Here is a 26,972-nt window from a genome sequence, read left to right on the forward strand (position 1 = left end):
TCCGATCAGAGGGGTGGACCCTCCCGAGATCGGCATCGGACGCACACAACTGAAGTGCCGACCTGCGACGCGACTATCGCGGCCCCGATCCGACCGGAATACCCCTCAAGAGTGAGAGCTCCGGAGCCGACAACTCTGTCGTGCCCCGCCTGTCGTCCCGTCCCGCAGCCCGCGACCCCCGCCCGCTGCGCGTGCTGCTGCGCCGCCCCCTGGTCGTGGGGATGGCGGCGCTCATCACCGTCGCGGTGACGACGTTCGGCCTGGCCATCGCCGTGGTCACCGTGCTGGGCGGTCGCGTCGACCGGGCCAACGACATGATCGGTGCCCTGCAGGACGGGCACATCGCGATGATCAACCAGGAGACGTCGCTGCGCGGCTTCCTGGTGACCCGCGAGGCGCGCTTCCTCGAGCCCTACCGCAAGGGCGCCGCCGACCTCGCCGAGGCCGACGCGGTGCTGAGCCGGCTCATCGCCGGCGACCCGGAGCTCGAGGAGACGTTCGCCGCGCTGGAGGCGGCCGAGAACCGGTTCATCGACGAGTGGCTCCAGCCGGTGCTGGCCGAGCAGCCCGCCCTGGGCGACGTCGCCGCGCTGAGCGAGCTGCTCCGCCGGGACAAGGCGCTGTTCGACCGCTACCGCAGTCTCGAGGGCGAGATGAGCAGTCTGCTGGAGGAGCGCCGAGAGCGCGCCTACGACCAGCAGTACCTCGTGCTCCTCGGTGGGGCGTTCGGCGGCCTCGTGCTGACCGGTGTCGTGGCGTTCGCCGTCCGCCGGGCCAACCGCCGGCTGGCCGCGGAGATCCTGCCGCCGACCCAGCAGGTGCGCGAGACCCTGGCCGCGCTGTCCGCCGGCGACGTCGGTGCCCGGGCCACCGAGGCCGGCCCGGCCGAGCTGCGCGACATCGCCGGCGACGTCAACGCCCTCGGCGAGGCGCTGCACGAGCGCGACGAGAAGGTCGCCGCCCGCGAGACCGAGCTGGTGGCCGCCCGCGACGAGGCCGAGCGCGCCGGGCAGGCCAAGACCGCCTTCCTCGCGACGATGAGCCACGAGATCAGGACGCCGCTCAACGCCGTCCTGGGCCTGACCGACCTGCTGCTGACCACCGAGCTCACCGACGAGCAGCGCAGCCACCTGGACACCGTCTCCCGCAGCGGCGACAGCCTGCTGAGCCTGATCAACGACATCCTCGACTTCTCCAAGATCGAGGCCGGCGAGCTCGACCTCGAGCGCGCGCCGTTCCAGCTCGACGACGTCGTCTACGACGTCGCCCAGCTGCTGGCCCCCCAGGCGGCCGGCAAGGGTCTGGACCTGCTGGTCGACATCGACGCCGAGCACCGCTGGGCCCTGATGGGCGATGGCTCCCGGCTCCGCCAGGTGCTGACCAACCTCGTCGGCAACGCGCTCAAGTTCACCGCCGTCGGCCAGGTCTTCGTCCAGGTCACCGGGCGCCTCGTGGACGGGCGCATGCACTGCACGCTGGCGGTCAGCGACACCGGCATCGGCATCTCGCAGGAGCAGCGCCGCCGGCTGTTCCGCTCCTTCAGCCAGGGCGACGCCTCGATCACGCGTTCCTACGGCGGCACCGGGCTGGGCCTGGCGATCAGCCAGCGGATCGCGGCCGCCATGGGCGGGGACATCGAGGTCACCAGCGAGGCGGGCCTCGGCTCGACGTTCACCGTGCGCGTCGTGCTGGACCAGGCGCCGCTGGACGACGACGACCGCGGCCTGGCGGGGGCCCTCGCCGGGCGCCGGCTGCTGGTCGTGGACGACAACGAGACCAACCTGCGCATCCTGGAGCACCAGCTCAGCCGGGCCGGGGCGACCTGCGTGCTGGCCGCCGACGGCCCCGCGGCCCTGGTCGCGGCCGCGGACGGCGGGTTCGACGCCTGCCTCACCGACCTGCACATGCCGGGCATGGACGGCGAGGAGGTGGCGCGCCGGCTGCGCGAGCTGCCGGGCACCGCCGACGTCCCCCTCGTCCTGCTGAGCAGCTCGACCAGCCTGGCCGACGCCACCGCCGGCACCTTCGCCGCCCGGCTGCACAAGCCGGTGCGCCCGGAGCGGCTCGTGCAGACGCTGCGCTCGGTCCTGCAGCCCTCGGCCAAGGCGTCCGCGCCGCGCGCCGTCCCCGGGGCGGGCCCCGCCGGCACCGGGTTGCGCGTGCTGGTGGCCGAGGACCACGAGGTCAACGCCCACCTGATCAAGCTCTACCTGCGCCAGCTCGGCCACGAGTGCGTGCACGTGCCCAACGGCCACGCCGCCGTCGAGGCCGTCCGGCAGGACCGCTACGACGTCGTGCTGATGGACGCGCAGATGCCGGTCATGGGCGGGGTGGAGGCCACCACCGCCATCCGCGCCCTGGACATCGAGCAGCCGCGCATCTTCGCCGTCACCGCCAGCGTGCTGACCAGCGACCGCACCGCGTTCCTGGACGCCGGCGCCGACGAGTTCCTCACCAAGCCCGTCCGGCTGAACACGCTCGACACCGCCCTGTCCCGGGTGGTCGGGGGGCTCCCCGTGCCGCCGGCCCCCGCGGGAGAGGAGGCCCCCGCCACCGCGCCGCTGGACCCGGAGACCGTCGAGGAGCTGCGCGACCTGGGCGAGGACGCCTTCGCCCACCTCTACCGGCAGTACGTCGAGGGCCTGGAGACGACGGTCGCGGCGCTGCTGGCCGCCGACATCTCCGTGGACGTCGAGGACGAGAGCAGCCTGCCCAGGCTCGCGCACCGCCTCAAGGGCAGCAGCGCGGCCATGGGTGCCCTGCGGCTGGCCGACGTCTGCCGCCGTCTCGAGGACGCCGTGGAGCCCTCCGCGGACCGGGACGACGTGCTGTCGGCCCTGCGCGAGGAGAGCCGGTTGGTGCGCGCCGCCGTGGACAGCCTGCTCGACGCTCCCTGACGAGCCGGCGGGTGCCGGCGGGCGGCTCCGTACGATCGACGGCGTGATCGACCTCCGGCTCCTGCGCGAGAACCCCGACCTCGTCCGTGCCAGCCAGCGGGCCCGGGGAGCCGACGAGTCCCTGGTCGACTCCCTCCTCGCCGCCGACACCGCCCGCCGGGAGGCGGTCCGGCGGGCCGACGACCTGCGCGCCGAGCAGAAGAACGCCTCGCAGGCGGTCAAGAAGGCCACCCCGGAGGAGCGGCCCGCCGTCCTCGAGCGGGCCAAGGCGCTGGCCGCCGAGGTCAAGGACGCCGAGGAGGCGCAGCGCGCCGCCGACGCCGCCCTGCGCGCCGCTCACACCAAGATCCCGAACGTCGTCGCCGACGAGGTGCCCCCGGGCGGTGAGGACGACGCCGTCACCATCCGCACCGTCGGCGAGGTGCCCACCTACGACTTCGAGGTGCGCGACCACATCGAGATCGGCGAGCTGCTCGGTGCCATCGACATGGAGCGCGGCGCCAAGGTGTCGGGCTCGCGCTTCTACTTCCTCACCGGCCCGGGTGCGCTGCTGGAGTTCGCGCTCGCCCAGCTCGCCATCAGCCGCGCCGTGGCCGCCGGCTTCACCCCGGTCATCGCACCGGCGCTGGTCCGCCCCGAGGCCATGGAGGGCACCGGCTTCCTCGGTGAGCACGACGAGGAGGTGTACCGGATCGAGCGCGACGACCTGTACCTCGTCGGCACCTCGGAGGTCGCGCTGGCCGGCATGCACTCCGGCGAGGTGCTGGACCTCTCGGCGGGGCCCAAGCGCTACGCCGGCTGGTCCTCCTGCTTCCGCCGCGAGGCGGGCTCCTACGGCAAGGACACCCGCGGCATCATCCGCGTGCACTGGTTCGACAAGGTCGAGATGTTCAGCTTCGCCCGTCCCCAGGACACCGAGGCCGAGCACCTGCGCCTGCTGGCGTGGGAGGAGGAGTTCCTCGCCGCCCTCGAGCTCCCTTACCGCGTCGTCGACATCGCCGCCGGCGACCTCGGCACCAGCGCCACCCGCAAGTACGACATCGAGGCCTGGTTCCCGACGCAGGGCACCTACCGCGAGCTCACCTCGACCTCGGACTGCACGACCTTCCAGGCCCGCCGGCTCAACATCCGGTACCGCGACGAGGACGGGAAGACGCAGACGGCGGCCACGCTGAACGGCACGCTCTGCGCGATCGCCCGCACCATCGCCTGCCTGCTCGAGGTCCACCAGCGCGCCGACGGCTCGGTGCACGTGCCGGTGGCCCTGCGCCCGTGGCTGGGCGGCGTCGAGGCCCTCACCCCCGGCATGACGCTGGCGGCGCCGGTGCCCCCCGCATGAGCCAGGAGCGGCCGCGCGCGCTCAAGGCCTACGGCGTCCTGCCCGATGCCGACCGGGTGATCGAACTCGGGACCCTCGGCGGCTGGCGGCCCAAGCTCGTCGCCACCGACCTCGACGGCACGCTGCTGGACTCCGCGGGCGAGGTCTCACCGCGCACGCGCACGGCGCTGGGCGCCTGCTGGGACGCCGGCATCCCGGTGGTCGGTGTGACCGGCCGGGGACCGCGGCTGCTGGACAGCGTCCGCGACGCCCTCGGTGGTCGCGGGATCGCCGCCCTCTCCCAGGGCGGCTTCGTCGTCGACCTCGAGCGCGACGAGGTGCTCCGCGCCGTCGCCCTCCCGCGCGAGCAGGCCGAGCGGGTGATCCGGCAGATCGAGGAGGTCGCCGGCGACCTGGTCCTCGCCGTCGAGGACGCCGCCGAGCAGGGCGAGGCGCACGACGCCCGGCTGCGGGTCCAGCACGGCTTCGGGTGGCCCTATCCCGAGCCGTCCTCCGTGCTGCCGCGGAACGAGGTGCTGCCCCCGGGCCCGGTGCTCAAGGCGTTCCTGCGGTCGTCGTCGCTGGGCCAGGACGAGCTGCTCGCCCGGGCGCGGAGCGTCGTCGACCCCGCGGACGCCGAGGTCACGCACGCGGGGCTGGGCTTCATCGAGGTCCTGCCGCCCGGCGTCACCAAGGAGACCGGGCTGGCCGTGGCGCTGGAGCGGTACGGCGTCGGGCTCGGCGACGTCCTCGCGTTCGGGGACATGCCGAACGACCTGCCGATGCTCACCGCGGTGGCCCGGGCCGGTGGCCGGGCGATCGCCGTCGCCAACGCCCACCCCGACGTGCACGCCGTCGTCCAGGGCGTCACGAGCGGCCACGAGGCCGATGGCGTCGCCCGGTACCTGGAGGCGGTCCTCGATGTCTGACCGGGTGCGCGATGTCTGACTGGAGGCCCCGGCTCATCGCCAGCGACATGGACGGCACGCTGCTGCGCTCCGACGAGTCGGTCGGCCCGGCCACCGTCGAGGAGCTGGAGCGCTGGCACGCCGACGGCGTCCCGCTGGTCCTGGCCACCGGCCGGCCCCCGCGCTGGATGCACGGCATCCGCGAGGTGGTGCGGCACGGCACCGCCGTCTGCTGCAACGGCGCGGTGCTCCTGGACCTCGGGCCGATGGAGATCGTCGACGAGGACCCGCTGGAGCCCGACGCGCTGGAGGCGATCACCGCCGGGCTGCGCCGGCACGAGCCGACGATGTGGTTCGCCGTCGAGTACGGCTGGGAGTTCCGCCACGAGCCGGTGTACCGGCCGCGCTGGGACGTCGACGCGCCCGGTGTCGCCGCGGCGGGCCTGGACGAGCTGACCGCCGTGCCGGTGGCCAAGCTGCTCGCCCGTCACGAGTCGATGAGCCGGGACGCCTTCGTCCGGCTGGTCGAGGACGTCGTCGGGGACCGCGGGACGGTCACGAACTCCTCCACCGACGCGCTGGCCGAGATCTCCGCGCCCGGGGTCACCAAGGCCAGCGGCCTGGCCAAGGTCGCCGCCCGGCACGGGCTCGGGCCGGAGGACGTCGTCGTCTTCGGGGACATGCCGAACGACATCGCCGCCTTCGAGTGGGTCCGCGCCGGCGGGGGCCGTGCGGTGGCCATGGCGCACGCGCACCCCGACCTGCTCGCCGTCGCCACGGACGTCACCGACGGCAACGACGAGGACGGCGTCGCGGCCTTCCTGAGCACACTCCGGAACTGACCCGGGTCAAACTGCGACCGAGGACTGCCGAGAAACCGGGTGAACATCGGAACCGGTACAGGGAGACACAGTCCATGGAGCACGTGCACGAGGCGGATGGCGAGCGCGCCACCACCGTTGAAGGGCGGTCGTCCGGCGTCGGTCTCCGCAGCCGGCTCCTCGGGGCCATCCTGGTCGTCGCGCTGAGCACCGTCGCCGTCGGCGCGTTCGGCATCAACCGGATGTCGACGCTCAGCGAGCAGGCGGAGAACGTCTACAACGAGGGCACCGTCCCCGTCGACGGCCTGCGGCAGCTGCAGTCGGACTGGTGGGCCTACTCGGCGTACTTCGCCCGGGCCAACGTGACGACCCTGCCGCCCGAGACCCGTCAGACCAACCAGAAGAAGGCGACCGAGACCGTCGGTCTGCTGAACGAGCACATCGCCGCGGTGAGCGAGATGGAGCTCTCGGCGGAGGCCGAGGCCGCCTTCGCGCAGTTCGCCACCAGCATCGAGACCTACCAGGGTCTGCTGGCGCAGCTGGTCACCATGACCGGCGGCGGCCCCGCGGCGATGGCCCAGATGGCGCCGCTGCTCAAGCAGATGACCGAGCTCGAGGCCGTGATCGGCGAGTCGCTGCTCACCGCCACGGCCGCCGCCACGGACGCCGCCCAGGCCACCGTGGCCGACGCGAAGGACGCCTACGAGTCCGCCCGCACGCTGGCGATCGTGATCATGGCGGTCGGCCTGGCCGTCGCCGTCGTGCTCGCCGTCGTCGTCGCCCGCGGCGTGACCGGCCCCGTGCAGCGCATCCGCGAGGTGCTGGGCCAGGTCGCCGCCGGTGACCTGAGCGTGCGCGCCGGCCGCACCGGCGGTGGCGAGCTGGACGACATGGCCGCCTCGCTGGACGAGACCCTGGACTCGATCGGCAACGTGCTGACCCTGGTCAGCGACTCCTCGACCCGCCTGGCCGCTGCCTCGCAGCAGCTCAACGGCGCGGCCGAGGGCATGCGGCAGAACGCGCGGATCGCCGCCGGTCAGGCCGACGAGGTCGTCGCGTCCGCGGGTGCCGTGGCCTCCAGCGTCGACACCGTCGCCACGGGCTCCGCGCAGATGGAGTCGGCGATCCGGGAGATCTCGCAGAACGCCTCGCAGGCCTCGCGCGTGGCCGGTCAGGCCGTCGACGTCGCCGAGGACACCACGCGCACCGTCGGCAAGCTGGGCGACTCGTCGGCCGAGATCGCCACGGTCATCAAGCTGATCAACGGCATCGCCGAGCAGACCAACCTGCTGGCGCTGAACGCCACGATCGAGGCGGCGCGGGCGGGCGAGGCCGGCAAGGGCTTCGCCGTCGTGGCCAGCGAGGTCAAGGAGCTGGCGCAGGAGACCGCCCGGGCGACCGAGGACATCTCGAAGCGGGTCGAGGCCATCCAGGCCGACACCGCCGGCGCGGTCGACGCGATCAGCCGGATCAGCACCGTCATCGGCGAGATCAACGACTTCCAGGCGACCATCGCCGCGGCGGTCGAGGAGCAGACGGCGACCACGAACGAGATGAACCGCAACGTGGCCGAGGCCGCCAGCGGCTCGCAGGGGATCGCCGCGGCGATCACCGGCCTGGCCGCGGGCACGGCCGAGACCAACCAGCGGGTCGAGGAGGCGCAGCGCGCTGCGTCCGAGCTGGCCCGCATGAGCGGCGAGCTCCAGGACGCGGTCAGCCGCTTCCGCGTCTGAGAACGCACGACGGCGCCGTCCCCCGGGTCCGGGGGGCGGCGCCGTCGGCGTTCGCGGGGATCAGGTGAGCATGTTGTAGGCGATCACCATGTTCACGATCGAGCCGACGATCGCCACGACGCCGAGCACCAGGCCGGCGGTCGCCTGCCCGTTCTGCTTGCCGTTGCGGCGGGCCACCGCACCCAGCGCGACCGCCACGATGCCGAACGCGAGGCCGATGATCGCGAACAGGAAGGCGAAGACGACGCCCACGATGCCGGTGATGAGCGAGGCGATCGCCAGCCCGTTCTGGTTCTTCACGGACGGGGTGGTCGAGTGCTGAGTGGTCACGGGGTCCTCCCGGGATAGGGCCAGGTGGTCCCGGCCTCAGGCCCCGGAGTTGCCCCGGCGGACGCCGAGTTGATCATGGTTCACCCGGTCAGGGGAACCGGTTGGTTCCGGTCTGATCGCGCCCTACAGGTACTGGCCCCCGCCGGGGCGGTAGTCCTGCGCGGGACCGGCCTGCTGCTGACCACTGGGCAGGGCCTTGCGGCGCATCTCCTCCAGCTGGGCTCGCGCCGCCATCTGCTGGGCGAACATCGCCGTCTGGATGCCGTGGAACACGCCCTCCAGCCAGCCCACCAGCTGGGCCTGGGCGATCCGGAGCTCGGCGTCCGACGGCGTCTCGCCCTCGGTGAAGGGCAGCGTGATGCGGGCCAGCTCCTCGCGCAGCTCCGGCGCGAGCCCCTGCTCCAGCTCCCGGATGGAGGAGGCGTGGATGTCGCGCAGCCGGTTGCGGCTGGCGTCGTCCAGCGGAGCGGCCCGGACCTCCTCGAGCAGCTGCTTGATCATGGTGCCGATCCGCATGACCTTCGCCGGCTGCTCCACCAGGTCGCCGACGTCCGTGGCGCCGTCGCCGTCCTGCTCGCCGTCCTGGGGCATGGGGACGGTGCCCATCGGGCGGCCGTCGGGCCCGACCACGACGACCTGGTGCGGGCGCTCGGTGCCGTTCTCCGGTGCTGTCATGCGCACCATCCTGCCCCGTGCCGGGGACAGGACCCGCCGGGGTGGGCGACCCTCGCGACGCGACCCGCCACCGCGCGTTCCGGGCAGGCGCAGGAACTAGGGTGCGGCCATGTCGAACGGGGGGCTGGACGTCGCGCGCGTCCGCGGTCTCTTCCCGGCCCTCGCCGACGGGTACGTGCACGCCGACGGCCCGGCCGGCTCCCTCACCCCGGAGACCGTCGCGCACGCCGTCGGCACGGCCATGCGGATGCCGGTGGCGAACCGCGGCGGGGTCTTCCCCGCGTCGGGGCGCTCCGAGGCGCTGGTGACCGGCGCCCGCGCCGCCGTCGCCGACCTCGTGGGAGGCCGGCCCGGCGGGGTGGTCCTCGGCGCGAACATGACCACGCTGACCTACGCCTTCGCCCGGGCGCTCGCCCGCACGTGGCGCCCCGGCGACGAGATCGTCGTCAGCCGCCTCGACCACGACGCGAACGTCCGGCCGTGGGTGCAGCTGGCCGCGACGGTGGGCGCCGAGGTGCGCTGGGCGGAGGTGGACATCGAGACCGGCGAGCTGCCCGCGTGGCAGTACGCCGACCTGATCACCCGCCGGACCCGGCTCGTGGCGGTCACCGCGGCCAGCAACGCCCTCGGCACCCGGCCCGACGTCGCGGGCATCGCGGCCCAGGCGCACGCCGTGGGGGCCCTGGTCTACGTCGACGCCGTCCACGCCGCCCCGCACGTATTCCTGGACAAGCGCTCGCTGGGCGCGGACTTCGTGGCCGTCTCGGCCTACAAGTGGTGCGGCCCGCACGTCGGCGCGGTGGTCGCGGACCCGGAGCTGCTGGAGTACCTGCGCCCGGACAAGCTGGCGCCGTCCTCGGACAAGGTCCCCGAGCGGTTCGAGACCGGCACCCCGCCGTTCGAGCTGTTCGCGGGGGTGACCGCCGCCGTCGACCACCTGGCCACCCTGTGCGGCGAGGCGACCGGGTCGCGGCGGGAACGGCTGCGCACCTCGATGGCCGCGGTGGCCCGGCACGAGGGCGACCTGTTCGAGTGGCTGGACCAGGCGCTGCGCGTGATGCGGCACGTGCAGGTGCTGGGCAGCCCCGAGCGCGCCACCCCGACGCTGTCGTTCACCGTGGCCGGCATGCGCCCGCGCCAGGTGGCCGCCGAGCTCGCCCGGTCCGGGATCTGCGCCTGGGACGGCGACTTCTACGCCCGCGAGTTGTTCGACGCCCTCGGCGTGAACGAGACCGGGGGAGCGGTGCGGCTGGGCCTCATGCACTACAACACCGGCGACGAGGTGGGCCGCATCATCGACGCGGTGGCGGCGCTGCGCCCGCGCTAGTCCGCCGGCAGCAGCAGGACCTTGCCGATGTGCTCGCTGGACTCGACGACGCGGTGCGCCTCGGCCGCGCGGGACATCGGCAGCCGCCGGTCCACGATCGGCCGCACCACGCCGCGCTCGACGTCGGGCCACACGTCGTGCAGGACCGCGGCGACGATCTCGGCCTTGCTGCCGCGGCCGGTGGCCGGACGGGAGCGCAGCGTCGTCGCGTGGACGGCGGCGCGCTTGCCCAGCAGCGTGCCGAGGTCCAGCTCGGCCCTGGTGCCGCCCTGCATGCCGATGACCACCAGCCGGCCGCCGACGGCGAGGGCGTCGACGTTGCGGGCCAGGTACTTGGCGCCCATGTTGTCCAGGACGACGTCGGCCCCGCCGGTCGCGGCCTTCACGCGCTCGACGAAGTCCTCGTCGCGGTAGTTGACCAGCACCTCGGCGCCCAGCTCGCGGCAGAAGTCGAGCTTGGCCTGCGTGCCGGCGGTGGTGGCGACGCGGGCGTCGGCGCGGGCGGCCAGCTGGATGGCCATGGTGCCGATGCCGCTGGAGCCGCCGTGCACGAGGAACGTCTCGCCGGAGCGCAGGCCCGCCAGCATGAACACGTTCGACCAGACGGTGCAGACCACCTCGGGCAGCGCCGCCGCGGTCGCCAGCTCGACGCCGGCCGGCTTGGGCAGCAGCTGCCCGGCGGGGACGGCGACCCGCTCGGCGTACCCGCCGCCGGAGAGCAGCGCGCACACCTCGTCGCCGACCGACCAGCCGGTCACGCCCTCGCCGATCTCGCTGATGATCCCGCTGCACTCCAGCCCGAGGATCTCGCTGGCGCCCTTCGGGGGCGGGTAGAAGCCCTGGCGCTGCAGCAGGTCGGCCCGGTTCACCGCGGTGGCGGCGACGTCGACGACCACCTCGCCGGGACCGCAGACCGGGTCGGGCACCTCGGCCCAGGTCAGGACGTCGGGGCCGCCGGGCTCGCTGATCGTCACCGCACGCATGGGCCGACCTTACGAACGCCGACGGCGCCGCGCCCCCGGGGTGGGGGGCACGGCGCCGTCGGGGTGCGGCGTCAGCGGGCCTTGAGGTCCTTGCGCAGGATCTTGCCGGCCGCGGACTTCGGGACCTGCTCGATGAACTCCACGAAGCGGATCTTCTTGTGCGGGGCGACCTTCTCGGCCATGTAGGCCATGACGCCGTCCTCGGTGAGCTCGGAGCCGGCCGCCCGGACGACGAACGCCTTGGGCAGCTCCTCGCCGCTCTCCTTGTCCGGCACGCCGATGACGGCGGCGTCGGCGATCTCCGGGTGGTTGATCAGCACGGCCTCGAGCTCGGCCGGGGCCACCTGGTAGCCCTTGTACTTGATCAGCTCCTTGACGCGGTCCACGACCGTGTAGGCGCCGTTGTCGTCGACGATGGCGACGTCGCCGGTGTGCAGCCAGCCCTCGGCGTCGATCGTGCCCCGGGTGGCCTCCTCGTTGTTGAGGTAGCCCTTCATGACCTGCGGCCCGCGGACCCACAGCTCGCCGCGCTCGCCCGGGGCGGCGTCCTCACCGGTGGAGGGGTCGATCAGCCGGCACTCGGTGTTGGGCACCGCGTAGCCGACCGAGCCCTTGGGGGGCTGCCCGGCGCCACCGGGCTCCTGGCCGAGGTCCGGCGTGGTGTGCGAGACCGGCGACAGCTCGGTCATGCCGTAGCCCTGGCCCACGCTGACGCCGTCCGGGTTGCCCTTGCGCAGCCGCTCCTGGGCGGCGAGCGCCAGCTGCTCGTCCAGCGGGGCGGCGCCCGACAGGATCGAGGTCAGCGAGGAGAGGTCGTACTGGTCGACCAGCGGGTGCTTGGCCATCGCCAGCAGGATGGGGGGCGCCACGAACGCGCGGGTGATCTTGTGGTCCTGGATGGTGCGGAGGAAGTCCTCCAGGTCGAACCGCGGCAGGGTGACGACGGCGCCGCCCCAGGCCAGGCCCTGGTTCATCAGGACGGTCAGGCCGTAGATGTGGAAGAACGGCAGGACGGCGATGATCCGCTCGTCCTCGCCGAGGCTGATCAGCGGACGGCACTGCGCGACGTTGGCCACCAGGTTGCGGTGGGTGAGCATGACGCCCTTGGGCAGGCCGGTCGTGCCGCTGGAGTAGGGCAGGGTGACCAGGTCGTTGGCCGGGTCGATGTCCACCTGCACGCTCGGGGCGTCCTCGCCGAGCAGGTCGAACAGGTTGGCCTTGCCCTCGAACCCGTCGAGGACGATCACCTCGTCGACCGGGGACTTCTCCACGGCGACCTGCGCGCGGTCCATGAACAGCGAGATGGTGATCAGCATCTTCGCGCCCGAGTCCTTGAGCTGGAACGCGATCTCGTCGGGCGTGTAGAGCGAGTTGATCGGGCTCATCACGCAGCCGGCGGCGGCGATGCCGTGGAAGACCACCGGGAACCACGGGGTGTTCGGGCAGAAGACGGCGACGACGTCGCCCTTGCGCAGGCCGCGGGCGTGCAGGTTGGCGGCGACGCGGTCGACGTACTTCGCCAGCTGGCCGTGGGTGATCACGTCACCCTTGAGGCCGTCGATCAGGGCGGGGGCGTCGGGGCGGTCCTTGCCGGCGGCCAGGACGAACTCCGGGACGGAGAGGTTCGGGATCTCGACGTCGGGATAAGGGCTGGCCAGCGCCACGGTTGTGCCTCCTCGGAATGGGTCTGTGGCCGTAGTCTCACATCCGGCGTGTCCCCGCTCACAAGGGGGGATGGCTGATCAGCGGGGCCAGAGCACCGACTGCGTGCAGCGGAACAGCGCGATCGTCTTCCCCGACCCCGCGTTCGTGACCACGGCGTCCCACACCTGGGTCGTGCGCCCGGCGTGCACGTTGGTGGCGGTGCAGGCGATGCGGCCCTCCCGCGCGGTGCCGAGGTGGTTGCTCTTCAGCTCGATGGTGGTGAAGCCGCTGGACCCCTCCGGCAGCAGCGCCCGGGTGGGCAGCCCGCAGCTGGTGTCGGCCAGCGTCACGACGGTGCCGGCGTGCAGGTAGCCGTTGGGCGCGAGCAGCTCGGGCCGGATGTCGAGGTGGGAGGTCAGCAGCCCGGGCTCGTGGCTGTCGACGACGATGCCGAGCAGCCCGGGGAAGGTGCCCGGCAGCAGGTCGTTGAGCTCGTCGGCGGTGTGGAACCCGGTGGCGGCCATGGCTCGGACGTTAGCGGGGTGCCGGGCCCGCCTCCGCGACGTCCTCCCTCACCGTTCCGGGTCCTCCCTCACGGTCGACCACGAGGGAGGACCCGTGATGATCAGGAGACCTGATCATCAGGCGAGGCCGCGGACGGTGCGGGCGGGCGGGCGGGTGCCCTGGATGGAGGCGACCATGTCCAGCGTCTGCCGGGTCGCCGCCACGTCGTGCACGCGGAACACCCGCGCGCCGAGCCAGGCGCTCACCGCCGTCGCCGCCAGCGTGCCGGTGAGCCGCTCCTCGAGGGGGACGTCGAGGGTCTCGCCGACGAAGTCCTTGTTCGACAGCGCCATCAGCACCGGCCAGCCGGTCGCCACCAGCTCGCCGAGGCGCCGGGTGGCCTCCAGCGAGTGCCGGGTGTTCTTCCCGAAGTCGTGGCCCGGGTCGACCATCACCCGCTCGCGGTCCACGCCCGCGGCGACGGCGGCCTCGGCCAGCGCCGTCGTGCGGGTGACGATGTCGGCGACGACGTCGTCGTAGGTGACCCGGTGCGGCCGGGTGCGCGGGGGCAGCCCGCCGGCGTGCGTGCACACGAGCCCCGCACCCGCCTCGGCGGCGACGGACGCCAGCTCCGGGTCCACCCCGCCCCAGGCGTCGTTCACGATGTCGGCTCCGGCGGCCAGCACCTCGCGCGCGACGGAGGCCCGCCAGGTGTCGATCGAGATCGGCAGCGCGGGGTGCGCGGCGCGGATGGCGGCCACCAGGTCGACGGTGCGGCGCACCTCCTCGGCGGGGGAGACCTCCTCGCCGGGCGCGGCCTTCACGCCGCCGACGTCGACCATGTCCGCGCCCTCGGCCACCACCTGGTCCACCCGGTCGACGGCGGCGGCCAGCTCGAAGGTGGCGCCGCGGTCGTAGAACGAGTCGGGGGTGCGGTTGACGATCGCCATGACCACGAACCGGCCGTCGGGCACGTCGAGGGCCCCCAGTCGCAGCAACCCGTTCCCCGTCCGATCGTGGTGTGTGGTGGAGTCAGCCAACCAGACCGTGCACGAGGAGGCAGAGCTGATGGCGCAGACGACGGCGGACGGCGTCGAGGGGGTCCAGGGCCTGGTCGGCCAGCACCTGGGCTACAGCGACTGGGTCGAGGTGACCCAGGAGCAGGTGGACCAGTTCGCCGAGGCGACCGGTGACCACCAGTGGATCCACGTGGACCCGGAGCGCGCGAAGAAGGAGAGCCCGTTCGGCGGCCCGATCGCCCACGGCTACCTGACGCTGTCGCTGCTGCCGTCGCTGGTGCCGCAGATCGTGGAGATCAGCGGGTTCCGGATGGGCGTCAACTACGGCACCGAGAAGGTGCGCTTCCCCTCGCCGGTGCCCGTGGGCGCCCGGGTGCGGGCCGGCGCCACGATGGAGGCCGCGACCCCGTTCGAGGGCGGCGTCCAGATGAGCCTGACGGTGACCGTGGAGATCGAGGGCGGCAGCAAGCCGGCGATGGTCGCCACCGTCGTCTACCGCCGCTACCTGTAGCCACCCGAGGGGCCAAAATGGCCATTTTGGCCCCTCGGGGGCGGGTTCAGGTGACGATGGCCTGGTTGACCAGCTGGCGCAGGTAGTTGCGCACCGGCAGCGTGCTCGAGGGCAGCAGCTGCGTGTAGAAGGTGACGGTCAGGTCTTCGACCGGGTCCACGTAGAACGCCGTCGACGCCGCCCCGCCCCAGCTGTAGTCGCCCACGTTCGTGACGACGCCGTAGCGCACCGGGTCGATGACCATCGAGAACCCCAGCCCGAAGCCCACACCGCGCAGCGGGGTCTCGGCGAACAGCGGCCGGCCCGAGGTCTCCAGGTCCTGGCCGCCGGGCAGGTGGTTGCGCAGCATGTGCGCCAGCGTGCGCGGGCCCAGCAGCCGGCCGCCGTCGTAGGAGCCGCCGCGGCGCAGCATCTCCACGAAGCGCAGGTAGTCCCCGGCGGTGGAGACCAGCCCGCCGCCGCCGGACAGGAACGCCGGCTTGCCGTGCGCGGCCTCGCCCATGGCGTCGAGCGGCGCGAAACCGGTCGCCGCGCCCCCGGGCTGCCCGGGCACGGCGGCGTAGAGCCGGGCGAGGGAGTCGACGTCGTCGTCGGGCCGGAGCCCGAAGGACGTGTCGGTCATGCCGAGCGGACCGAAGATCCGGTCGGCGAAGAACTCGTCCAGCGGCTGCCCGGAGACGACCTCGACCAGCCGGCCCAGGACGTCGGTGGAGACGCCGTAGTTCCACTCGCTGCCCGGCTGGAACAGCAGCGGCATCGAGGCCCACTGGCGGCAGACCTCGGCGGAGTCGGCGCCCGGGGGCGTGCCCCACTCGTGGCCACGTGCGCGGTAGATCGCGTCGGGCACGGTCGCCCGGTGGAAGCCGTAGGTCAGCCCCGACATGTGGCTGAGCAGGTGCCAGACCCGGATCGGCTCCATCAGCGGCTCGGTGATCGGCTTCTGGTCCGAGCCGGCCACGTAGACGCGGGTCTCGGCGAACTCCGGGAGCCAGCGGGAGATCGGGTCGGTGAGCTGGAAGGCGCCCTCCTCGTACAGCATCATCGCCGCGACCGAGGTGACCGGCTTGGTCATCGAGTAGATGCGCCAGCGGGTGTCGAGCTCGACCGGACGGCCGTTCTCGACGTCCCGGGAGCCACCGGAGCCGACGTGCACGAGCCGGCCTCGCCGGGCCACGGTGACCAGGAAACCGGGGAGCTGGCCGTCGTCGACGTAGCGGGTCAGCCGCCGGTCGATCCGGGCCAGCCGGCCGGCGTCCATGCCCACCTCGGCCGGGTCGGTGCTCACCTGCAGAACGCTGCCCACGTCCACCACTCCGTCCGTTCGATGTCCCGGACGCCGTCCGCCGCCGGGCGACGCCTCGACCGGCATCCTGACTCACGCCGTTGTGAGCCCGGACACACGGGGTCGGGGCGTCCGCCCGGCGGCGGACGAGGTGGTGCGTGATCAGACGGTGCTGATCAGGTGCTGAAGATCAGACCGGGACGGAGCTCGCGGCCTTCTTCAGGTTCGAGCCCGCGGTCACCTTGACGGTGTTGGCGGCCGGGATGTCGATCGACTCACCGGTCTGCGGGTTGCGGCCGGTCCGCGCCGAGCGCTGCGTGCGCTCGACGGTGAGGAGGCCGGAGACGGCGACCTTCTCGCCGCGGGTGATGGCGTCGACGAGCTCGTCCTGCAGCCCGGCGAGGACGGAGTCCACCGTCGAGGCGGGGACATCGGCGCGCTTGGCGATGGCGGAGACCAGTTCGGCCTTGTTCATGTGCTTCCTCTCGTAGGCGGTGGCGGTGCCAACGTTTCGGCACTCAGCCGGCTCGTTCCCCCCGGTGCGCGGAGCGCCGGTAGGGGCCCGGGTCGGCGCGCGGGGCGCGCCACGGGCCGGGCATCCAGCCCCCGCGAGGGGGCCGAATCGGGAGGAACGCTGCCATGTCGCCCGGTCATCTGGCCAGCGGGGGGTCTGCCAGGGGCCGCGGAACACCACGGAGGTCACACGCGTCTCACCCCGGGCGACGCCCGGCCCTGCTGCAGGGGCCCGCCGCGAGCGTGCGAGCGGAGGGGGGCAGCAGGGTCCTTTCACCTACGGTGGGCGGCATGCCGCTGGTCCCTCGCACCGACCTCACCGTCAGCGAGCTCTGCCTGGGCGGCAACGTCTTCGGCTGGACGGCCGACGAGCCGACGTCCTTCGCGATCCTCGACCGCTACCTGGACGCGACCCCGAGCACGGGAGCGCCGTTCGTCGACACCGCCGAGATGTACGGCGACGGCCGGTCGGAGCAGATCCTCGGCGCCTGGATGGCCGAGCGCGGCGTCCGCGACCGGTTCGTGGTGGCGACCAAGGCCTCGCCAGGGGAGAAGGAGCACCCGCTGTCGGCGGCCGAGATCCGCACCGCCGCGGAGCGGTCGCTGCGGAACCTGCGCACCGACGTCATCGACCTCTACTACGCGCACTACGACGACGACTCGACGCCGCTGGAGGAGACCCTCACCGCGTTCGACGAGCTGGTGCAGGCCGGCAAGGTGCGGCACGTGGCGGCGTCGAACTACTCGGCGGCACGGCTGACCGAGGCGCTGGGGACGGCGGAGCGCGCGGGCGTCACGGGCTACGTGGCCCTGCAGACGCACTACAACCTGGTCGAGCGCCCGGCCTTCGAGGCGGAGCTGCGCGACGTCGTCACCACCGCGGGCATGGGCGTGCTGCCCTACTTCGCGCTCGCCAAGGGGTTCCTGACCGGCAAGTACCGGCGAGGAGAGCGGATCGACTCACCGCGGGCCCAGGGGGCGGCGGCCTACGTCGGGGAGCGCGGCGACCGGGTGCTGGCCGCGCTGGGGGAGGTGGCCGCCGACCTGGGCGTGCCGATGGCCGCCGTGGCGCTGCGCTGGCTGGCCGACCAGCCGGCCGTCGTCGCCCCGATCGCCAGCGGGCGCTCGGTGGAGCAGCTGGCCGACCTGCTGCCGATGCAGGACCTGGTGCTCACCGACGAGCAGCGCCGGCGCCTGGACGGGGCCAGCGACAGCTGAGAGCACCCCGGCCCCCGAGGGGGCCGGGGTGAGCTCACGCGGGGCGGATGAGGCTGCGGACGGCGGCCTGCAGCTCCGGGGTGACCTCGGTGACGCCGTGCGCGTGGGCGGCGTGCGGGCCGACCTGGGCGAAGATGCCGCCCTCGTCGGGGGCGGTGAAGGTGGCGTCGCAGCCGGGGATGACGTCGCCGCAGGCGAAGTGCTTCATGGGTTCTCCTCGGGGAGTGGCCGGCGACCGGGCGGTCGCCGGGGTCGGGGGGTCAGCGAGCGGCCCGGGCGGCCGTCGCCAGGTCCTCGATGCGCACCAGGCCCAGCACGTGGCCGGTCGGGTCGGTGCAGAGGACGGGATCGAAGCGCTGCGCCGGCGGCCGGACGAGGGCCCGCTGCAGCGCGTCACCGATGTCGGTGGAGGGGTGGACCCGCAGGGACACCGGCGCGGTGTAGACCTCGAGGGTCCGGGGGTCGGAGAGCAGCAGCGCCGTCGGCTCGCCCTGCGGACCGACCAGGACCGCGGGCGGCACGCCGGGGGCGTCGTGCTCGCCCACCACGCACTGGCGCACCGGGCGCAGCAGGCTGGCCACGCTGTCGGTCAGGCGGGCACGGGCCACCTGGGTCCGCACCAGCGTCTCGACCTCGGGGGCCAGCGGGAGGAAGTCGGGGGAGGGGCGGCCGAACAGCCAGCCCTGGGCCAGCGGGACGCCGAGACGGCTGAACGCGGCCAGCTCCGCGGGGGTCTCGATGCCCTCGGCCAGCAGCCAGGCGTCGATCTTGCCGGCGAACTCGCCGACCATCTCGGCGAGCGCCACCCGCACCGGGTCGCTGTCGACGTCGGCCACGAGGGCGCGGTCGAGCTTCACCAGCTGCGGGCGGACGAAGGCCATCTGCTGGAGCCCGGAGTAGCCGCTGCCGGTGTCGTCGAGCGCGATGAGCGCCCCCCGCGCGCGCAGCGCCTCGGTCTGCCGGCGCAGCGCGTGCAGGTCGTCGACCGGCGTGTGCTCGGTCAGCTCGACGACGACGCGGCGCAGGTCCTGGCGGCTGGCCAGGGCCTGCTGGACGACGTCGGCACCCAGCAGGTGGGGGCTGACGTTGACGGTCAGGAACGTGTTGCGGGGGAGCCGGTCGACGACGGCCAGCGCCTTGTGGATGGCGAGGGCCTCGAGCTCCGGGGCGATGCCGGCGTCGGCGGCGGCGGCGAACCAGACGTCAGGGCCGGCGGCACCGGGGAAGCGCGCCAGCGCCTCGTACCCGGCGATGCTGGCGTTGGCGAGGTCGACGATCGGCTGGAAGACCAGGGTGAGGTCGTCGGCGTCGGCGAGCAGGGGTCGGCAGTCGGGGAGCCGGGCCGTCCGCGTGCCGATCATGGGGAAGGCATCGGCCGGCTCCGCCAGGTCCTTGAACCCCCACTTCCGGGCTCCCCCGGCGGGGTGGGCCCGCCGTGCCGCGCCCGCCGTTCGGGGAGGCGGCCGGTCTCGTGCCAGCATGGAGGCCGACCGCGCCCACCCCGGGAGCGCGAGCCGGTGGAGGGAGCGTCCGTGTCCGCAGCCGATCGCCCCGCCCAGCCGGCGGCCGATCCGCTCACCGACGCGCTGCGCATCGCCGCCGCACGACGGCTGCTGCTGGAGGTGCCGGGGCCCGCGGCGTTCGACCGGCTGTCCGCGCTGACCGCCCGCGTGCTGGGGGTCGGGCACGCGAAGGTCACGCTCTTCACCGACCACGACGTCGTCGTCGGCGGCCACGGGCTGCCCGCGGGCGTCGTGGGCGGACCGGCGCTGCTGACCGGCGCGCTGTCGGCCATCATCGTGCGCCAGGGCGCGCCCCTGGTGATCCCGGCGGCCGCCGAGGACGAGCGGGTCCACGAGCTGCCCGCGGTCACCTCGGGTCAGGTGCTGTCCTACCTCGGTGCGCCGCTGGTCGCGGCGTCCGGCCAGGTCGTCGGCGCGCTGGCGGTCTACGACCCCGAGCCGCGCGACTGGTCGGCCGACGCCGCGCAGCTGCTGGAGCAGCTGGCCGCGTCGGTGGTGGCGGAGCTCGAGCTGTCCGCCGCGCAGTCGGCGGTCGGCACCTCCCGCACCTGGCTGGAGGTGGCCCTCGAGGCCAGCTCCGTCGGCATCTGGGAGCGCGACCTGCGCACCGAGGTCATCCACTGGGACGACCGGTGCGCCGCCATCTTCGGCCTCGCCTCGGCCGTCGAGCTCAACTCGCTGGACGACGTGCTCGCCACGCACGTGCACCCCGACGACCACGCCGCGATCGCCGAGGCGATGCGCGTCGCGGTCGAGGAGCGCGGGGACTACACCGTCGAGTTCCGGGCCCTCCGGGAGGACGGCGCCGTGCGCTGGGTGCTGGGCCGCGGGCGCGTGGTGGCCGACGCGACCGGTGCGCCGGCGCGGGTGCTGGGCACGGCCCTCGACATCACCGAGGCCCGCGGGAACGCCGAGCAGCGGCTCACCGCCGTCCAGCGCGCCGCCGCCGTCGCCGAGGTGGCCGCGGAGCTGGCGAACGCCGCCCGCATGGGAGACCTGGCCGAGGTCGTGCTGCGCGGGGCCCAGGTGCTCGGTGCGCAGTCCAGCGCCCTGTCCATCTTCGACGCCCCCGGCGGCCCGCTGCGCCTGCACATGACCCTCAACCTCCTCGCGGCGGTGCGGGAGGAGGACCCGGACCGGCAGGACCTGGCCGACGGCGTCGTCCTCCCGCTGGACGACGCCCTGCCCGCCCAGCACGTGGCGCGGCACGGCCGCCGGCTGCTGCTCAGCGACATGGCCGCGGCGACCGTGCGCTTCCCCGCGCTGGAGCCGATCGTGGCGCTGCTCGGCCTGCGCGCCATGGCGGCCATGCCGCTGCGCGTCGAGGGGCGGGTGCTCGGCACCTTCCTCGCCGTGTGGACCGAGGAGCACGAGTTCGTCGGTGACGACATCGAGGTGCTGGAGGCCCTGGCCGCGCAGATCGCGCTGACCGTCTCGCGGCTGCAGGCCGACGCCGAGCGCGACGCCGCCGTCTCGGCCATGGCCGAGGCCAACCAGCGGCTGCGGCTGCTGGCCGAGGCCGGCCGCGTGCTCTCCGGCACGCTGGAGATCGACCAGCAGATCGAGGAGCTCGCCTCGCTCGTCGTCCCCGACCTCGGGGACTGGTGCTGGATCGTCGTCACCGACGAGGCGGGCCGGCTGCGCGACGTCGCCACCGGCCACCGCGACCCCGCCCGCCGAGCCGAGGTGGAGGAGTACGTGCGGGCCATGGTCGCGGGGATGACCGAGGACGCCGCCGCCCGCACCGTCACGGCGACCGGCCGGCCGGTGCTCATGCCGGAGATCGACTGGGACCACGTGACCAGGGCGCTGCCGGACCCCGCCGTCCGCGAGCGGTTCGCCCGGCTGGGCGCCGGCTCCAGCGTGGTGGTGCCGCTGGTCGCCCGCGGGCAGGCGCTCGGGGCCATGGGCCTGTTCGCCCGGGAGGATCGCGGCCCGCTCGGCGCGGCCGAGATCGACACCGCCGTCGAGATCGGCCGCCGCGCCGGGTTGGCGCTGCACCAGGCCCGCCTCTACAGCCAGCAGCGCGACCTCGCCGACGCGCTGCAGCGCAGCATGCTCACCGACCCGCCGCAGCCGGAGCACAGCGAGATCGTCGTCCGCTACGTGCCGGCCGCGGAGGGCGCCGAGATCGGCGGCGACTGGTACGACGCGTTCCTGCAGCGCGGCGGGACGACCGTCCTGGCGATCGGCGACGTGGTCGGGCACGACACCCGCGCCGCCGCGGCCATGGGCCAGGTGCGCGGGCTGCTCCGGGGCATCAGCTACTCCAGCGGCGGCTCACCGGCCGAGGTGCTCGCCGAGCTCGACCGCGCCGTCCAGGGCCTGGCCCTGAACACGATGGCGACGGCGCTGGTGGCGCAGCTGGAACCCGACCCCGACGACGAGGCGGGCCGGATGCGGCTGCGCTGGGCGAACGCCGGCCACCCGCCACCGGTCCTGCTGGCCTCCGACGGCAGCGTGGTGCTGCTCGACGGCAAGCAGGCCGACCTGCTGCTGGGCGTGGCCCCGGAGACCGTCCGCGAGGACCACGTGGCCGTGCTGGCACCCGGGTCGACGGTGCTGCTGCACACCGACGGGCTGGTGGAGCGGCGCGACCGCGACATCGACGCCGGCACCGAGCAGCTGCTGCAGGTGCTGGGCCAGTGCGCCGGCCTGCCGCTCGGCGAGCTGTGCGACCGCGTGCTGGACCAGATGTTCCTGCCCGGCGCGGAGGACGACGTCGCGATCCTCGCCGTCCGCCTCCACCCGGAGGGCTGAGGGCTCAGCCCCGGCGGCGGAACAGCGCCGATCCCGGGCGGCGCCGGGGCGTGCCGTGCTCCCGACGGCGGACGAGGCGCCCGCGGGCCCGCTGCGGGAGGTCGACCGCGACCGGCGCCTCCCAGCCGCGCCACACCGAGAGCACCCGCAGCGTCGCCACCAGCACGATGACGGCGGCGGCCACGGGCAGCGGGGCCAGCCCGACCGGCCCGGCGAGCACCGCCAGCAGCGAGGCGCCGATCATCGCGGCGACGGCGTTGTACGGGCCCGGCTGGACGATGTCGGCCCGCTGCGCGAGGAGCACGTCGCGGATGACCGCCCCGCCGACCGCCGTCGCCGTCCCGATGAACACGACCGACGCGGCGGGCAGGCCGGCGATCTGCGCCTTCTGGGCGCCGATGACGGTGAAGAAGCCCAGCGTGACGGCGTCGAGGACGACCAGCAGCCCGGTGAGCCGGGACAGCCAGCCGGAGAAGAAGAACGTGACCGCGGCGGCGATGGAGACCGTCGGCAGGTAGGCCGGGTTGGTCATGGCCACGGGCGGGAGGTCGCCGAGCAGGACGTCGCGGATCAGCCCGCCGCCGAGGCCGCCGCTGACCGCCAGCAGCAGCACCCCGGAGACGGCGAACCCCTCACGGGCGGCCAGGAGACCGCCGGTGAGGGCGCCGATGACGATCGCCGTGAGGTCGACGGCGGCCGGTACGCGCAGCGCTTCGGCCGCCGCCAGGATCTCCACGACGGGTCATCCTCCCAGGCGAGGCCCTCGTCGCCGCCCCTCGCCGCCGCGCGGCTACTGGCCCGGCGGGACGTCCACGGCGGTCGCGGTGCCCTCGACGTTGCCCGCCCGCCCGTCCTCGCCGTTGATGCGGCGCAGCTCGGCGTCGCGCGCGGCCATCGCCTCCTGGCGGTCGGCCTCCTCGAGGAGGATCTCCGCGGCCTTCCAGTCCTCCGGGATGGCGAAGCCGTCGACCAGCGTGATCATGTGCGGCCGCAGCTCGGCGAGCAGCTGGTTCACCGTCGAGGTGAGCGTCTTGGCGCGGGCCGGGGTGAGCTGGCCGTGCTCCATGAACCACGCCTTGTCGGCCTCGAGGGTCGAGAGCGCGTACAGGTCGCAGAGCTTGTCGAGCAGCTCCTTGCCCGCCGCGTCCTCGGTGCGGTCGACGCCGGCGATGAACGCCTCGAGCACGATCCGCTCGATGTGCGTCTGCGCCGACTTCAGCACGTGGTCCTGGACCGAGTTGAACATGTCGAACGGCGCCATGCCCTCGGTCGTCGAGTTCTTCCGCAGCCGGCGGATCGCGCCCTCGAGGCTGTGCTTCTCGCGGAACTCGAACATCTTGATCTGCCAGCCGCGCTCCAGCATCGGCGTCTCGTCGTCCCGGCCGGGGACGGCGTCGACGAGCCGCTGGATGAGGGCGCGCGCCGCCGTCCGCTCCAGGACGGTCTCCCGGACCATGTCGGCGACGAAGCCGACCCGGCCCCAGCCGTCCAGGGAGCCGAAGTTGTCCCGGTAGCCGGTCAGCAGGCCCTTGGCCACGAGCTGCAGCAGGACGGTGTTGTCGCCCTCGAACGTGGTGAACACGTCGGTGTCGGCCTTGAGGTGCGGCAGGCGGTTCTCCTGCAGGTAGCCGGCACCTCCGCACGCCTCGCGGCACATCTGGATGGTGGCCGTGGCGTGCGCCGTCTGGGCCACCTTGAGCCCGGCGGCGCGGGACTCCAGCTCCCGCTGCGCCTGCTCGTCGATCTCCTGGCCGTGCACGTGCACCGCCGTCTGGACGTCGTGCATGGTCGAGACCAGCTCGCCCTGCGCGAAGTGCAGCGCGTAGGTCTTCGCGAGGGCGGGGAGCAGCTTGCGCTGGTGCACGAGGTAGTCGTTGATGACGATCTCGCGGTCCTCGCCCGGGGCGGCGAACTGGCGGCGCACGTCGCCGTACCGGACGGCGATGTCGAGGGCCATCTTGGTGGCCGAGGCCGCCGAGCCACCGACGCTCACCCGGCCGCGCACCAGCGTGCCCAGCGTGGTGAAGAAGCGGCGGGTCTCGTTGTCGATGCTCGAGGTGTAGGTGCCGTCCTCGGCGACCTGGCCGTAGCGGTCCAGCAGCATGTCGAGGGGGACCTGCACGTGGTCGAAGGACAGCCGGCCGTTGTCCACGCCGGGCAGCCCCGCCTTCGGTCCGTCGTCGCCGATTGTGACGCCGGGCATGGGGTTGCCCTGCTCGTCGCGGATCGGGACCAGCCAGGCGTGCACGCCGTGGTTCTTCCCCTGCGTGATCAGCTGCGCGAAGACGACGGCCATGCGGCCGTCCTTGGCCGCGTTGCCGATGTAGTCCTTGCGGGCGGCCTGGTGCGGGGTGTTCAGGTCGAAGCACTGCGTCTCGGGGTCGTACGTGCACGTCGTGCGCAGCTGCTGGACGTCGGACCCGTGGCCGGTCTCGGTCATCGCGAAGCAGCCGGGCAGGTCGAAGGTCATCGCGTCGCGCAGGTACCTGTCGTGCTGCCGCTGGGTGCCCAGCAGCTGCATGGCCCCGCCGAACAGACCCCACTGGACGCCGGCCTTCACCATGAGCGAGAGGTCGACGAAGGCGAGCATCTCGATCGAGGTGACCGAGGCGCCCATGTCGTCCTCGCCGCCGTACTGCTTGGGGAAGCCGTAGCCCACGCGGCCGGAGTCGGCCAGCGTCTTGGCGGCGCGGGTGACCCGCTCGCGGGCCTCCTGCATGGTCTCGCCGTAGGTCGGGAGGAAGTCGGGGTCGTGCAGGTTCTCGCGGGCGTCGCGCCGGATGTGCGCCCATCGGCCGTCCAGGGTCTCCTGGAGCACCTTCGGGTCGACCGACGCGGGCAGGGTGCTGGTCACTGTTCCTCCTTGGTGCGGCTGCGGGGAGTCCCGGTTGAGGGGTGCTGGTTCTCGGGGTGCTGGGTGACGACGCCGGACACTCCGGCCCAGGCGAGATCGGTCAGGTGTGCGGCGAGCTCGGTGCGGAGCATGGAGCGCCCGGAGCGAAGCCACCAGTCGGCGGCCGAGCGGACCAGGCCGACGACGCCGTGTCCCCACGCCCCCGCGGCGGCCGGGTCGCGGCCGGCCCGCTCCAGGGCGACGGCCATGAGCCGCGCCGCCTGGTCGCCGACGAGGTCGGCGAGGGTGCCGGCCGGATCGACGTCGTCGCCCCCGGGCTGGGGGGTGACGACGAAGCGGTAGACCTCCGGGTCGGCCTCGAGGAAGGCCAGGTAGGTCTCGATCGCCGCAGCGGTCCTCTCGCGCGGTTGGTCGCTGCTGTCCATCGCCTCGCGCAGGCGCGGGAGGAGCTGGGCGGCGACCCGGCCGCAGACGGCCACGTGCAGGTCCGACCGGTCGGTGAAGTGCCGGTAGACGACGGTCTTGCTGGTGCCGGCCTCGGCCGCGATCTCCTCCATGCCCACGCCCGAGCCGTGCCGGCTGACCGCGGACAGGGCCGCCTCGACCAGCTGCTCGCGGCGGGCGCGACGGTGCTCGTCCCAGCGTGAGTTCCGCCGATCGCGGGTACCGGCGGCCCTCGAGTCGCGCCGGTCGTCGACCTGCGCGATCTTGTCGTGCGGGGCACCGACCTGCGACGTACGTCTCACCGCCTCGGCTTTCATGTGACCCACAGTACCGCGTACTCTCGGTACCGGCCAACCCCACCGAACTCGGAGGACCTCATGGCGAGCAACTCGAAGCCGGCGACCCGCAAGGCCGCGATCGTCGGCGGGAACCGGATCCCGTTCGCGCGGTCCAACTCCACGTACGCGCAGGCGTCCAACCAGGACATGCTGACCGCGACCATCGACGGGCTCGTCGCCCGCTTCGGTCTGCAGGGCGCGCAGGTGGGCGAGGTCGTCGCCGGCGCCGTGCTCAAGCACGCCCGCGACTTCAACCTCACCCGCGAGGCGGTGCTGGGCTCCAAGCTCGACGCGAGCACCCCGGCCTACGACGTCCAGCAGGCGTGCGGGACCGGCCTGGAGGCCGCGATCCTGGTCGCCAACAAGATCGCCCTCGGGCAGATCGAGTCCGGCATCGCCGGTGGTGTGGACACCACGTCCGACGCCCCGCTCGCCGTCGGCGACGACCTGCGCCGCATCCTCATCTCGCTCAACAGCGCCAAGACGATGCAGGACCGGCTCAAGGCGATCGCGAAGATCCGCCCGGGCATGATCGCCCCGGAGATCCCGCGCAACGCCGAGCCCCGCACCGGCCTGGCCATGGGCGAGCACGCCCAGCTCACCGCCCACGAGTGGGAGATCGGCCGCGAGGAGCAGGACGAGCTCACCGTCCGCTCGCACCAGAACATGGCCGCCGCCTACGACGCAGGCTTCTTCGACGACCTGGTGACGCCGTTCCTCGGCCTGACCCGGGACCAGAACCTGCGCCCGGACTCCTCGCTGGAGAAGCTGGCCAAGCTCAAGCCGGTCTTCGACAAGGCCCTCCCCGAGGGTGCCGAGGGCACGATGACCGCCGGCAACTCCACGCCCCTGACCGACGGCGCCTCGGCGGTGCTGCTGGCCTCCGACGAGTGGGCCGCCGAGCAGGGCCTGCCGGTGCTCGCCCACCTCGTCGACGCGCAGACCGCCGCCGTCGACTACGTGCACGGCGGCGAGGGCCTGCTCATGGCGCCGGTGTACGCGGTGCCGCGGATGCTGGCGCGCAACGGCCTGACCCTGCAGGACTTCGACTTCTACGAGATCCACGAGGCGTTCGCCTCCACGGTGCTCGCGACGATGAAGGCCTGGGAGGACCCGGCGTACTGCAAGGAGAAGCTGGGCCTCGACGCCCCGCTCGGCTCGATCGACCGGTCGAAGCTCAACGTGCACGGCTCGTCGCTCGCCGCCGGGCACCCGTTCGCCGCGACCGGTGGCCGGATCGTGGCCTCGCTGGCCAAGACCCTGCACGCCGCGGGCCCGGGCAAGCGCGGCCTCATCTCCATCTGCGCCGCCGGCGGCCAGGGCGTCGTCGCCATCCTCGAGTCCTGATCCGCCCCCGAGGGGCCAAAATG

The 26,972-nt window shown here is 73.6% G+C and carries 23 protein-coding genes; 10 read left to right on the forward strand and 13 right to left on the reverse strand.

Going from position 1 to position 26,972, the window contains the following annotated elements:
• The first annotated feature begins 140 nt into the window (after positions 1-140).
• From DQ244_RS00345 to DQ244_RS00365, 5 genes are all read left to right on the forward strand, one after another.
• The gene (locus DQ244_RS00345; protein WP_113809516.1) at positions 141-2,897 is read left to right on the forward strand and encodes a response regulator; all 2,757 of its coding nucleotides are present in this window, start codon (positions 141-143) and stop codon (positions 2,895-2,897) included.
• A 43-nt stretch (positions 2,898-2,940) separates the two neighbouring features.
• Entirely contained in the window at positions 2,941-4,236 is a 1,296-nt protein-coding gene (gene serS, locus DQ244_RS00350; protein ID WP_113809517.1) for a serine--tRNA ligase, read from the forward strand.
• Entirely contained in the window at positions 4,233-5,144 is a 912-nt protein-coding gene (locus DQ244_RS00355; protein ID WP_113809518.1) for an HAD family hydrolase, read from the forward strand. The genes serS and DQ244_RS00355 overlap by 4 nt, the downstream gene beginning before the upstream one ends.
• Positions 5,145-5,155: 11 nt before the next feature.
• Positions 5,156-5,965 carry an HAD family hydrolase gene (locus DQ244_RS00360; RefSeq protein WP_113809519.1) on the forward strand — a complete coding sequence of 270 codons (810 nt, stop codon included), beginning with the start codon at positions 5,156-5,158 and terminating at the stop codon, positions 5,963-5,965.
• A 74-nt stretch (positions 5,966-6,039) separates the two neighbouring features.
• Positions 6,040-7,677: a methyl-accepting chemotaxis protein gene (locus DQ244_RS00365; RefSeq protein WP_113809520.1), complete on the forward strand. Its 1,638-nt coding sequence runs from the start codon at positions 6,040-6,042 to the stop codon at positions 7,675-7,677.
• 60 nt (positions 7,678-7,737) lie between these two features.
• Here the strand turns inward: DQ244_RS00365 and DQ244_RS00370 are convergent, their stop codons facing one another.
• Positions 7,738-8,007 carry a DUF4190 domain-containing protein gene (locus tag DQ244_RS00370; protein ID WP_158544426.1) on the reverse strand — a complete coding sequence of 90 codons (270 nt, stop codon included), beginning with the start codon at positions 8,005-8,007 and terminating at the stop codon, positions 7,738-7,740.
• 123 nt (positions 8,008-8,130) lie between these two features.
• On the reverse strand, positions 8,131-8,682 hold the full coding sequence (locus tag DQ244_RS00375; protein WP_113809522.1) for a bacterial proteasome activator family protein: 552 nt from the start codon (positions 8,680-8,682) through the stop codon (positions 8,131-8,133).
• 109 nt (positions 8,683-8,791) lie between these two features.
• On the opposite strand from DQ244_RS00375, the gene DQ244_RS00380 reads away from it, so the two are divergent.
• On the forward strand, positions 8,792-10,009 hold the full coding sequence (locus DQ244_RS00380; protein ID WP_113809523.1) for a cysteine desulfurase-like protein: 1,218 nt from the start codon (positions 8,792-8,794) through the stop codon (positions 10,007-10,009).
• Here the strand turns inward: DQ244_RS00380 and DQ244_RS00385 are convergent.
• The 4 genes from DQ244_RS00385 to folP all read right to left on the reverse strand — a co-directional run bounded on the left by DQ244_RS00385 (position 10,006) and on the right by folP (position 14,138).
• Entirely contained in the window at positions 10,006-10,992 is a 987-nt protein-coding gene (locus tag DQ244_RS00385) for an NAD(P)H-quinone oxidoreductase (protein WP_113809524.1), read from the reverse strand. The two genes, DQ244_RS00380 and DQ244_RS00385, sit on opposite strands and share 4 nt — an antisense overlap.
• 71 nt (positions 10,993-11,063) lie before the next feature.
• Positions 11,064-12,656, reverse strand: a complete 1,593-nt coding sequence (locus tag DQ244_RS00390; protein WP_113809525.1) for a 4-coumarate--CoA ligase family protein — start codon at positions 12,654-12,656, stop codon at positions 11,064-11,066.
• Positions 12,657-12,734: 78 nt separating this feature from the next.
• On the reverse strand, positions 12,735-13,160 hold the full coding sequence (locus tag DQ244_RS00395) for a PaaI family thioesterase (protein WP_113809526.1): 426 nt from the start codon (positions 13,158-13,160) through the stop codon (positions 12,735-12,737).
• 117 nt (positions 13,161-13,277) lie between these two features.
• Complete coding sequence (gene folP, locus DQ244_RS00400; protein ID WP_113809527.1) at positions 13,278-14,138, reverse strand: dihydropteroate synthase; 861 nt, start codon at positions 14,136-14,138, stop codon at positions 13,278-13,280.
• Between the two features lie 28 nt (positions 14,139-14,166).
• Here folP and DQ244_RS00405 point away from each other — a divergent pair, with 28 nt between their 5' ends.
• Positions 14,167-14,670, forward strand: a complete 504-nt coding sequence (locus DQ244_RS00405) for a MaoC family dehydratase (protein WP_369832080.1) — start codon at positions 14,167-14,169, stop codon at positions 14,668-14,670.
• 46 nt (positions 14,671-14,716) lie between these two features.
• Here DQ244_RS00405 and DQ244_RS00410 read toward each other — a convergent pair whose 3' ends face one another.
• Both DQ244_RS00410 and DQ244_RS20020 read right to left on the reverse strand, forming a co-directional pair.
• Positions 14,717-15,955, reverse strand: a complete 1,239-nt coding sequence (locus tag DQ244_RS00410) for a serine hydrolase (protein WP_233491077.1) — start codon at positions 15,953-15,955, stop codon at positions 14,717-14,719.
• A gap of 187 nt (positions 15,956-16,142) precedes the next feature.
• Positions 16,143-16,742 (reverse strand): HU family DNA-binding protein, encoded by a 600-nt coding sequence (locus DQ244_RS20020; RefSeq protein ID WP_369832081.1) that lies wholly within the window; start codon positions 16,740-16,742, stop codon positions 16,143-16,145.
• A 14-nt stretch (positions 16,743-16,756) separates the two neighbouring features.
• On the opposite strand from DQ244_RS20020, the gene DQ244_RS00420 reads away from it, so the two are divergent.
• A complete protein-coding gene (locus DQ244_RS00420) occupies positions 16,757-17,683 on the forward strand; it encodes an aldo/keto reductase (RefSeq protein WP_113810553.1) in 927 nt (308 codons plus the stop codon).
• Between the two features lie 34 nt (positions 17,684-17,717).
• Here DQ244_RS00420 and DQ244_RS00425 read toward each other — a convergent pair whose 3' ends face one another.
• Together DQ244_RS00425 and DQ244_RS00430 are read right to left on the reverse strand one after the other, a co-directional pair.
• The gene (locus DQ244_RS00425) at positions 17,718-17,891 is read right to left on the reverse strand and encodes a DUF1059 domain-containing protein (RefSeq protein WP_113809529.1); all 174 of its coding nucleotides are present in this window, start codon (positions 17,889-17,891) and stop codon (positions 17,718-17,720) included.
• A 52-nt stretch (positions 17,892-17,943) separates the two neighbouring features.
• Complete coding sequence (locus DQ244_RS00430; protein WP_113809530.1) at positions 17,944-19,044, reverse strand: EAL domain-containing protein; 1,101 nt, start codon at positions 19,042-19,044, stop codon at positions 17,944-17,946.
• Between the two features lie 171 nt (positions 19,045-19,215).
• Between DQ244_RS00430 and DQ244_RS00435 the strand changes: the two genes are divergently transcribed.
• A complete protein-coding gene (locus DQ244_RS00435) occupies positions 19,216-21,966 on the forward strand; it encodes a SpoIIE family protein phosphatase (RefSeq protein WP_233491078.1) in 2,751 nt (916 codons plus the stop codon).
• A gap of 4 nt (positions 21,967-21,970) precedes the next feature.
• Here the strand turns inward: DQ244_RS00435 and DQ244_RS00440 are convergent, their stop codons facing one another.
• The 3 genes from DQ244_RS00440 to DQ244_RS00450 are packed head-to-tail and all read right to left on the reverse strand — an operon-like array spanning position 21,971 to position 25,581.
• On the reverse strand, positions 21,971-22,702 hold the full coding sequence (locus DQ244_RS00440) for a trimeric intracellular cation channel family protein (protein WP_113809531.1): 732 nt from the start codon (positions 22,700-22,702) through the stop codon (positions 21,971-21,973).
• A 54-nt stretch (positions 22,703-22,756) separates the two neighbouring features.
• On the reverse strand, positions 22,757-24,820 hold the full coding sequence (locus DQ244_RS00445) for an acyl-CoA dehydrogenase (protein WP_113809532.1): 2,064 nt from the start codon (positions 24,818-24,820) through the stop codon (positions 22,757-22,759).
• A complete protein-coding gene (locus DQ244_RS00450) occupies positions 24,817-25,581 on the reverse strand; it encodes a TetR family transcriptional regulator (protein ID WP_113809533.1) in 765 nt (254 codons plus the stop codon). Before DQ244_RS00450 ends, DQ244_RS00445 begins: the two co-directional genes overlap by 4 nt.
• A 60-nt stretch (positions 25,582-25,641) precedes the next feature.
• Between DQ244_RS00450 and DQ244_RS00455 the strand changes: the two genes are divergently transcribed.
• Positions 25,642-26,949 carry an acetyl-CoA C-acetyltransferase gene (locus tag DQ244_RS00455; protein WP_113809534.1) on the forward strand — a complete coding sequence of 436 codons (1,308 nt, stop codon included), beginning with the start codon at positions 25,642-25,644 and terminating at the stop codon, positions 26,947-26,949.
• Positions 26,950-26,972: the final 23 nt, after the last annotated feature.

The organism is Blastococcus sp. TBT05-19, assembly GCF_003319095.1.
Classification (GTDB): domain Bacteria; phylum Actinomycetota; class Actinomycetes; order Mycobacteriales; family Geodermatophilaceae; genus Blastococcus.

What these genes read in the sequence shown, in the direction of transcription:
- DQ244_RS00455 (WP_113809534.1), top strand. Translation starts at nt 25,642, where the DNA reads ATGGCGAGCAACTCGAAGCCGGCGACCCGCAAGGCCGCGATCGTCGGC.
- DQ244_RS00395 (WP_113809526.1), bottom strand. Translation starts at nt 13,160, where the DNA reads ATGGCCGCCACCGGGTTCCACACCGCCGACGAGCTCAACGACCTGCTG.
- DQ244_RS00380 (WP_113809523.1), top strand. Translation starts at nt 8,792, where the DNA reads ATGTCGAACGGGGGGCTGGACGTCGCGCGCGTCCGCGGTCTCTTCCCG.
- DQ244_RS00355 (WP_113809518.1), top strand. Translation starts at nt 4,233, where the DNA reads ATGAGCCAGGAGCGGCCGCGCGCGCTCAAGGCCTACGGCGTCCTGCCC.
- DQ244_RS00385 (WP_113809524.1), bottom strand. Translation starts at nt 10,992, where the DNA reads ATGCGTGCGGTGACGATCAGCGAGCCCGGCGGCCCCGACGTCCTGACC.
- DQ244_RS00360 (WP_113809519.1), top strand. Translation starts at nt 5,156, where the DNA reads ATGTCTGACTGGAGGCCCCGGCTCATCGCCAGCGACATGGACGGCACG.
- DQ244_RS00450 (WP_113809533.1), bottom strand. Translation starts at nt 25,581, where the DNA reads ATGAAAGCCGAGGCGGTGAGACGTACGTCGCAGGTCGGTGCCCCGCAC.
- DQ244_RS00365 (WP_113809520.1), top strand. Translation starts at nt 6,040, where the DNA reads ATGGAGCACGTGCACGAGGCGGATGGCGAGCGCGCCACCACCGTTGAA.
- DQ244_RS00420 (WP_113810553.1), top strand. Translation starts at nt 16,757, where the DNA reads ATGCCGCTGGTCCCTCGCACCGACCTCACCGTCAGCGAGCTCTGCCTG.
- DQ244_RS00430 (WP_113809530.1), bottom strand. Translation starts at nt 19,044, where the DNA reads ATGATCGGCACGCGGACGGCCCGGCTCCCCGACTGCCGACCCCTGCTC.
- DQ244_RS00375 (WP_113809522.1), bottom strand. Translation starts at nt 8,682, where the DNA reads ATGACAGCACCGGAGAACGGCACCGAGCGCCCGCACCAGGTCGTCGTG.
- DQ244_RS00425 (WP_113809529.1), bottom strand. Translation starts at nt 17,891, where the DNA reads ATGAAGCACTTCGCCTGCGGCGACGTCATCCCCGGCTGCGACGCCACC.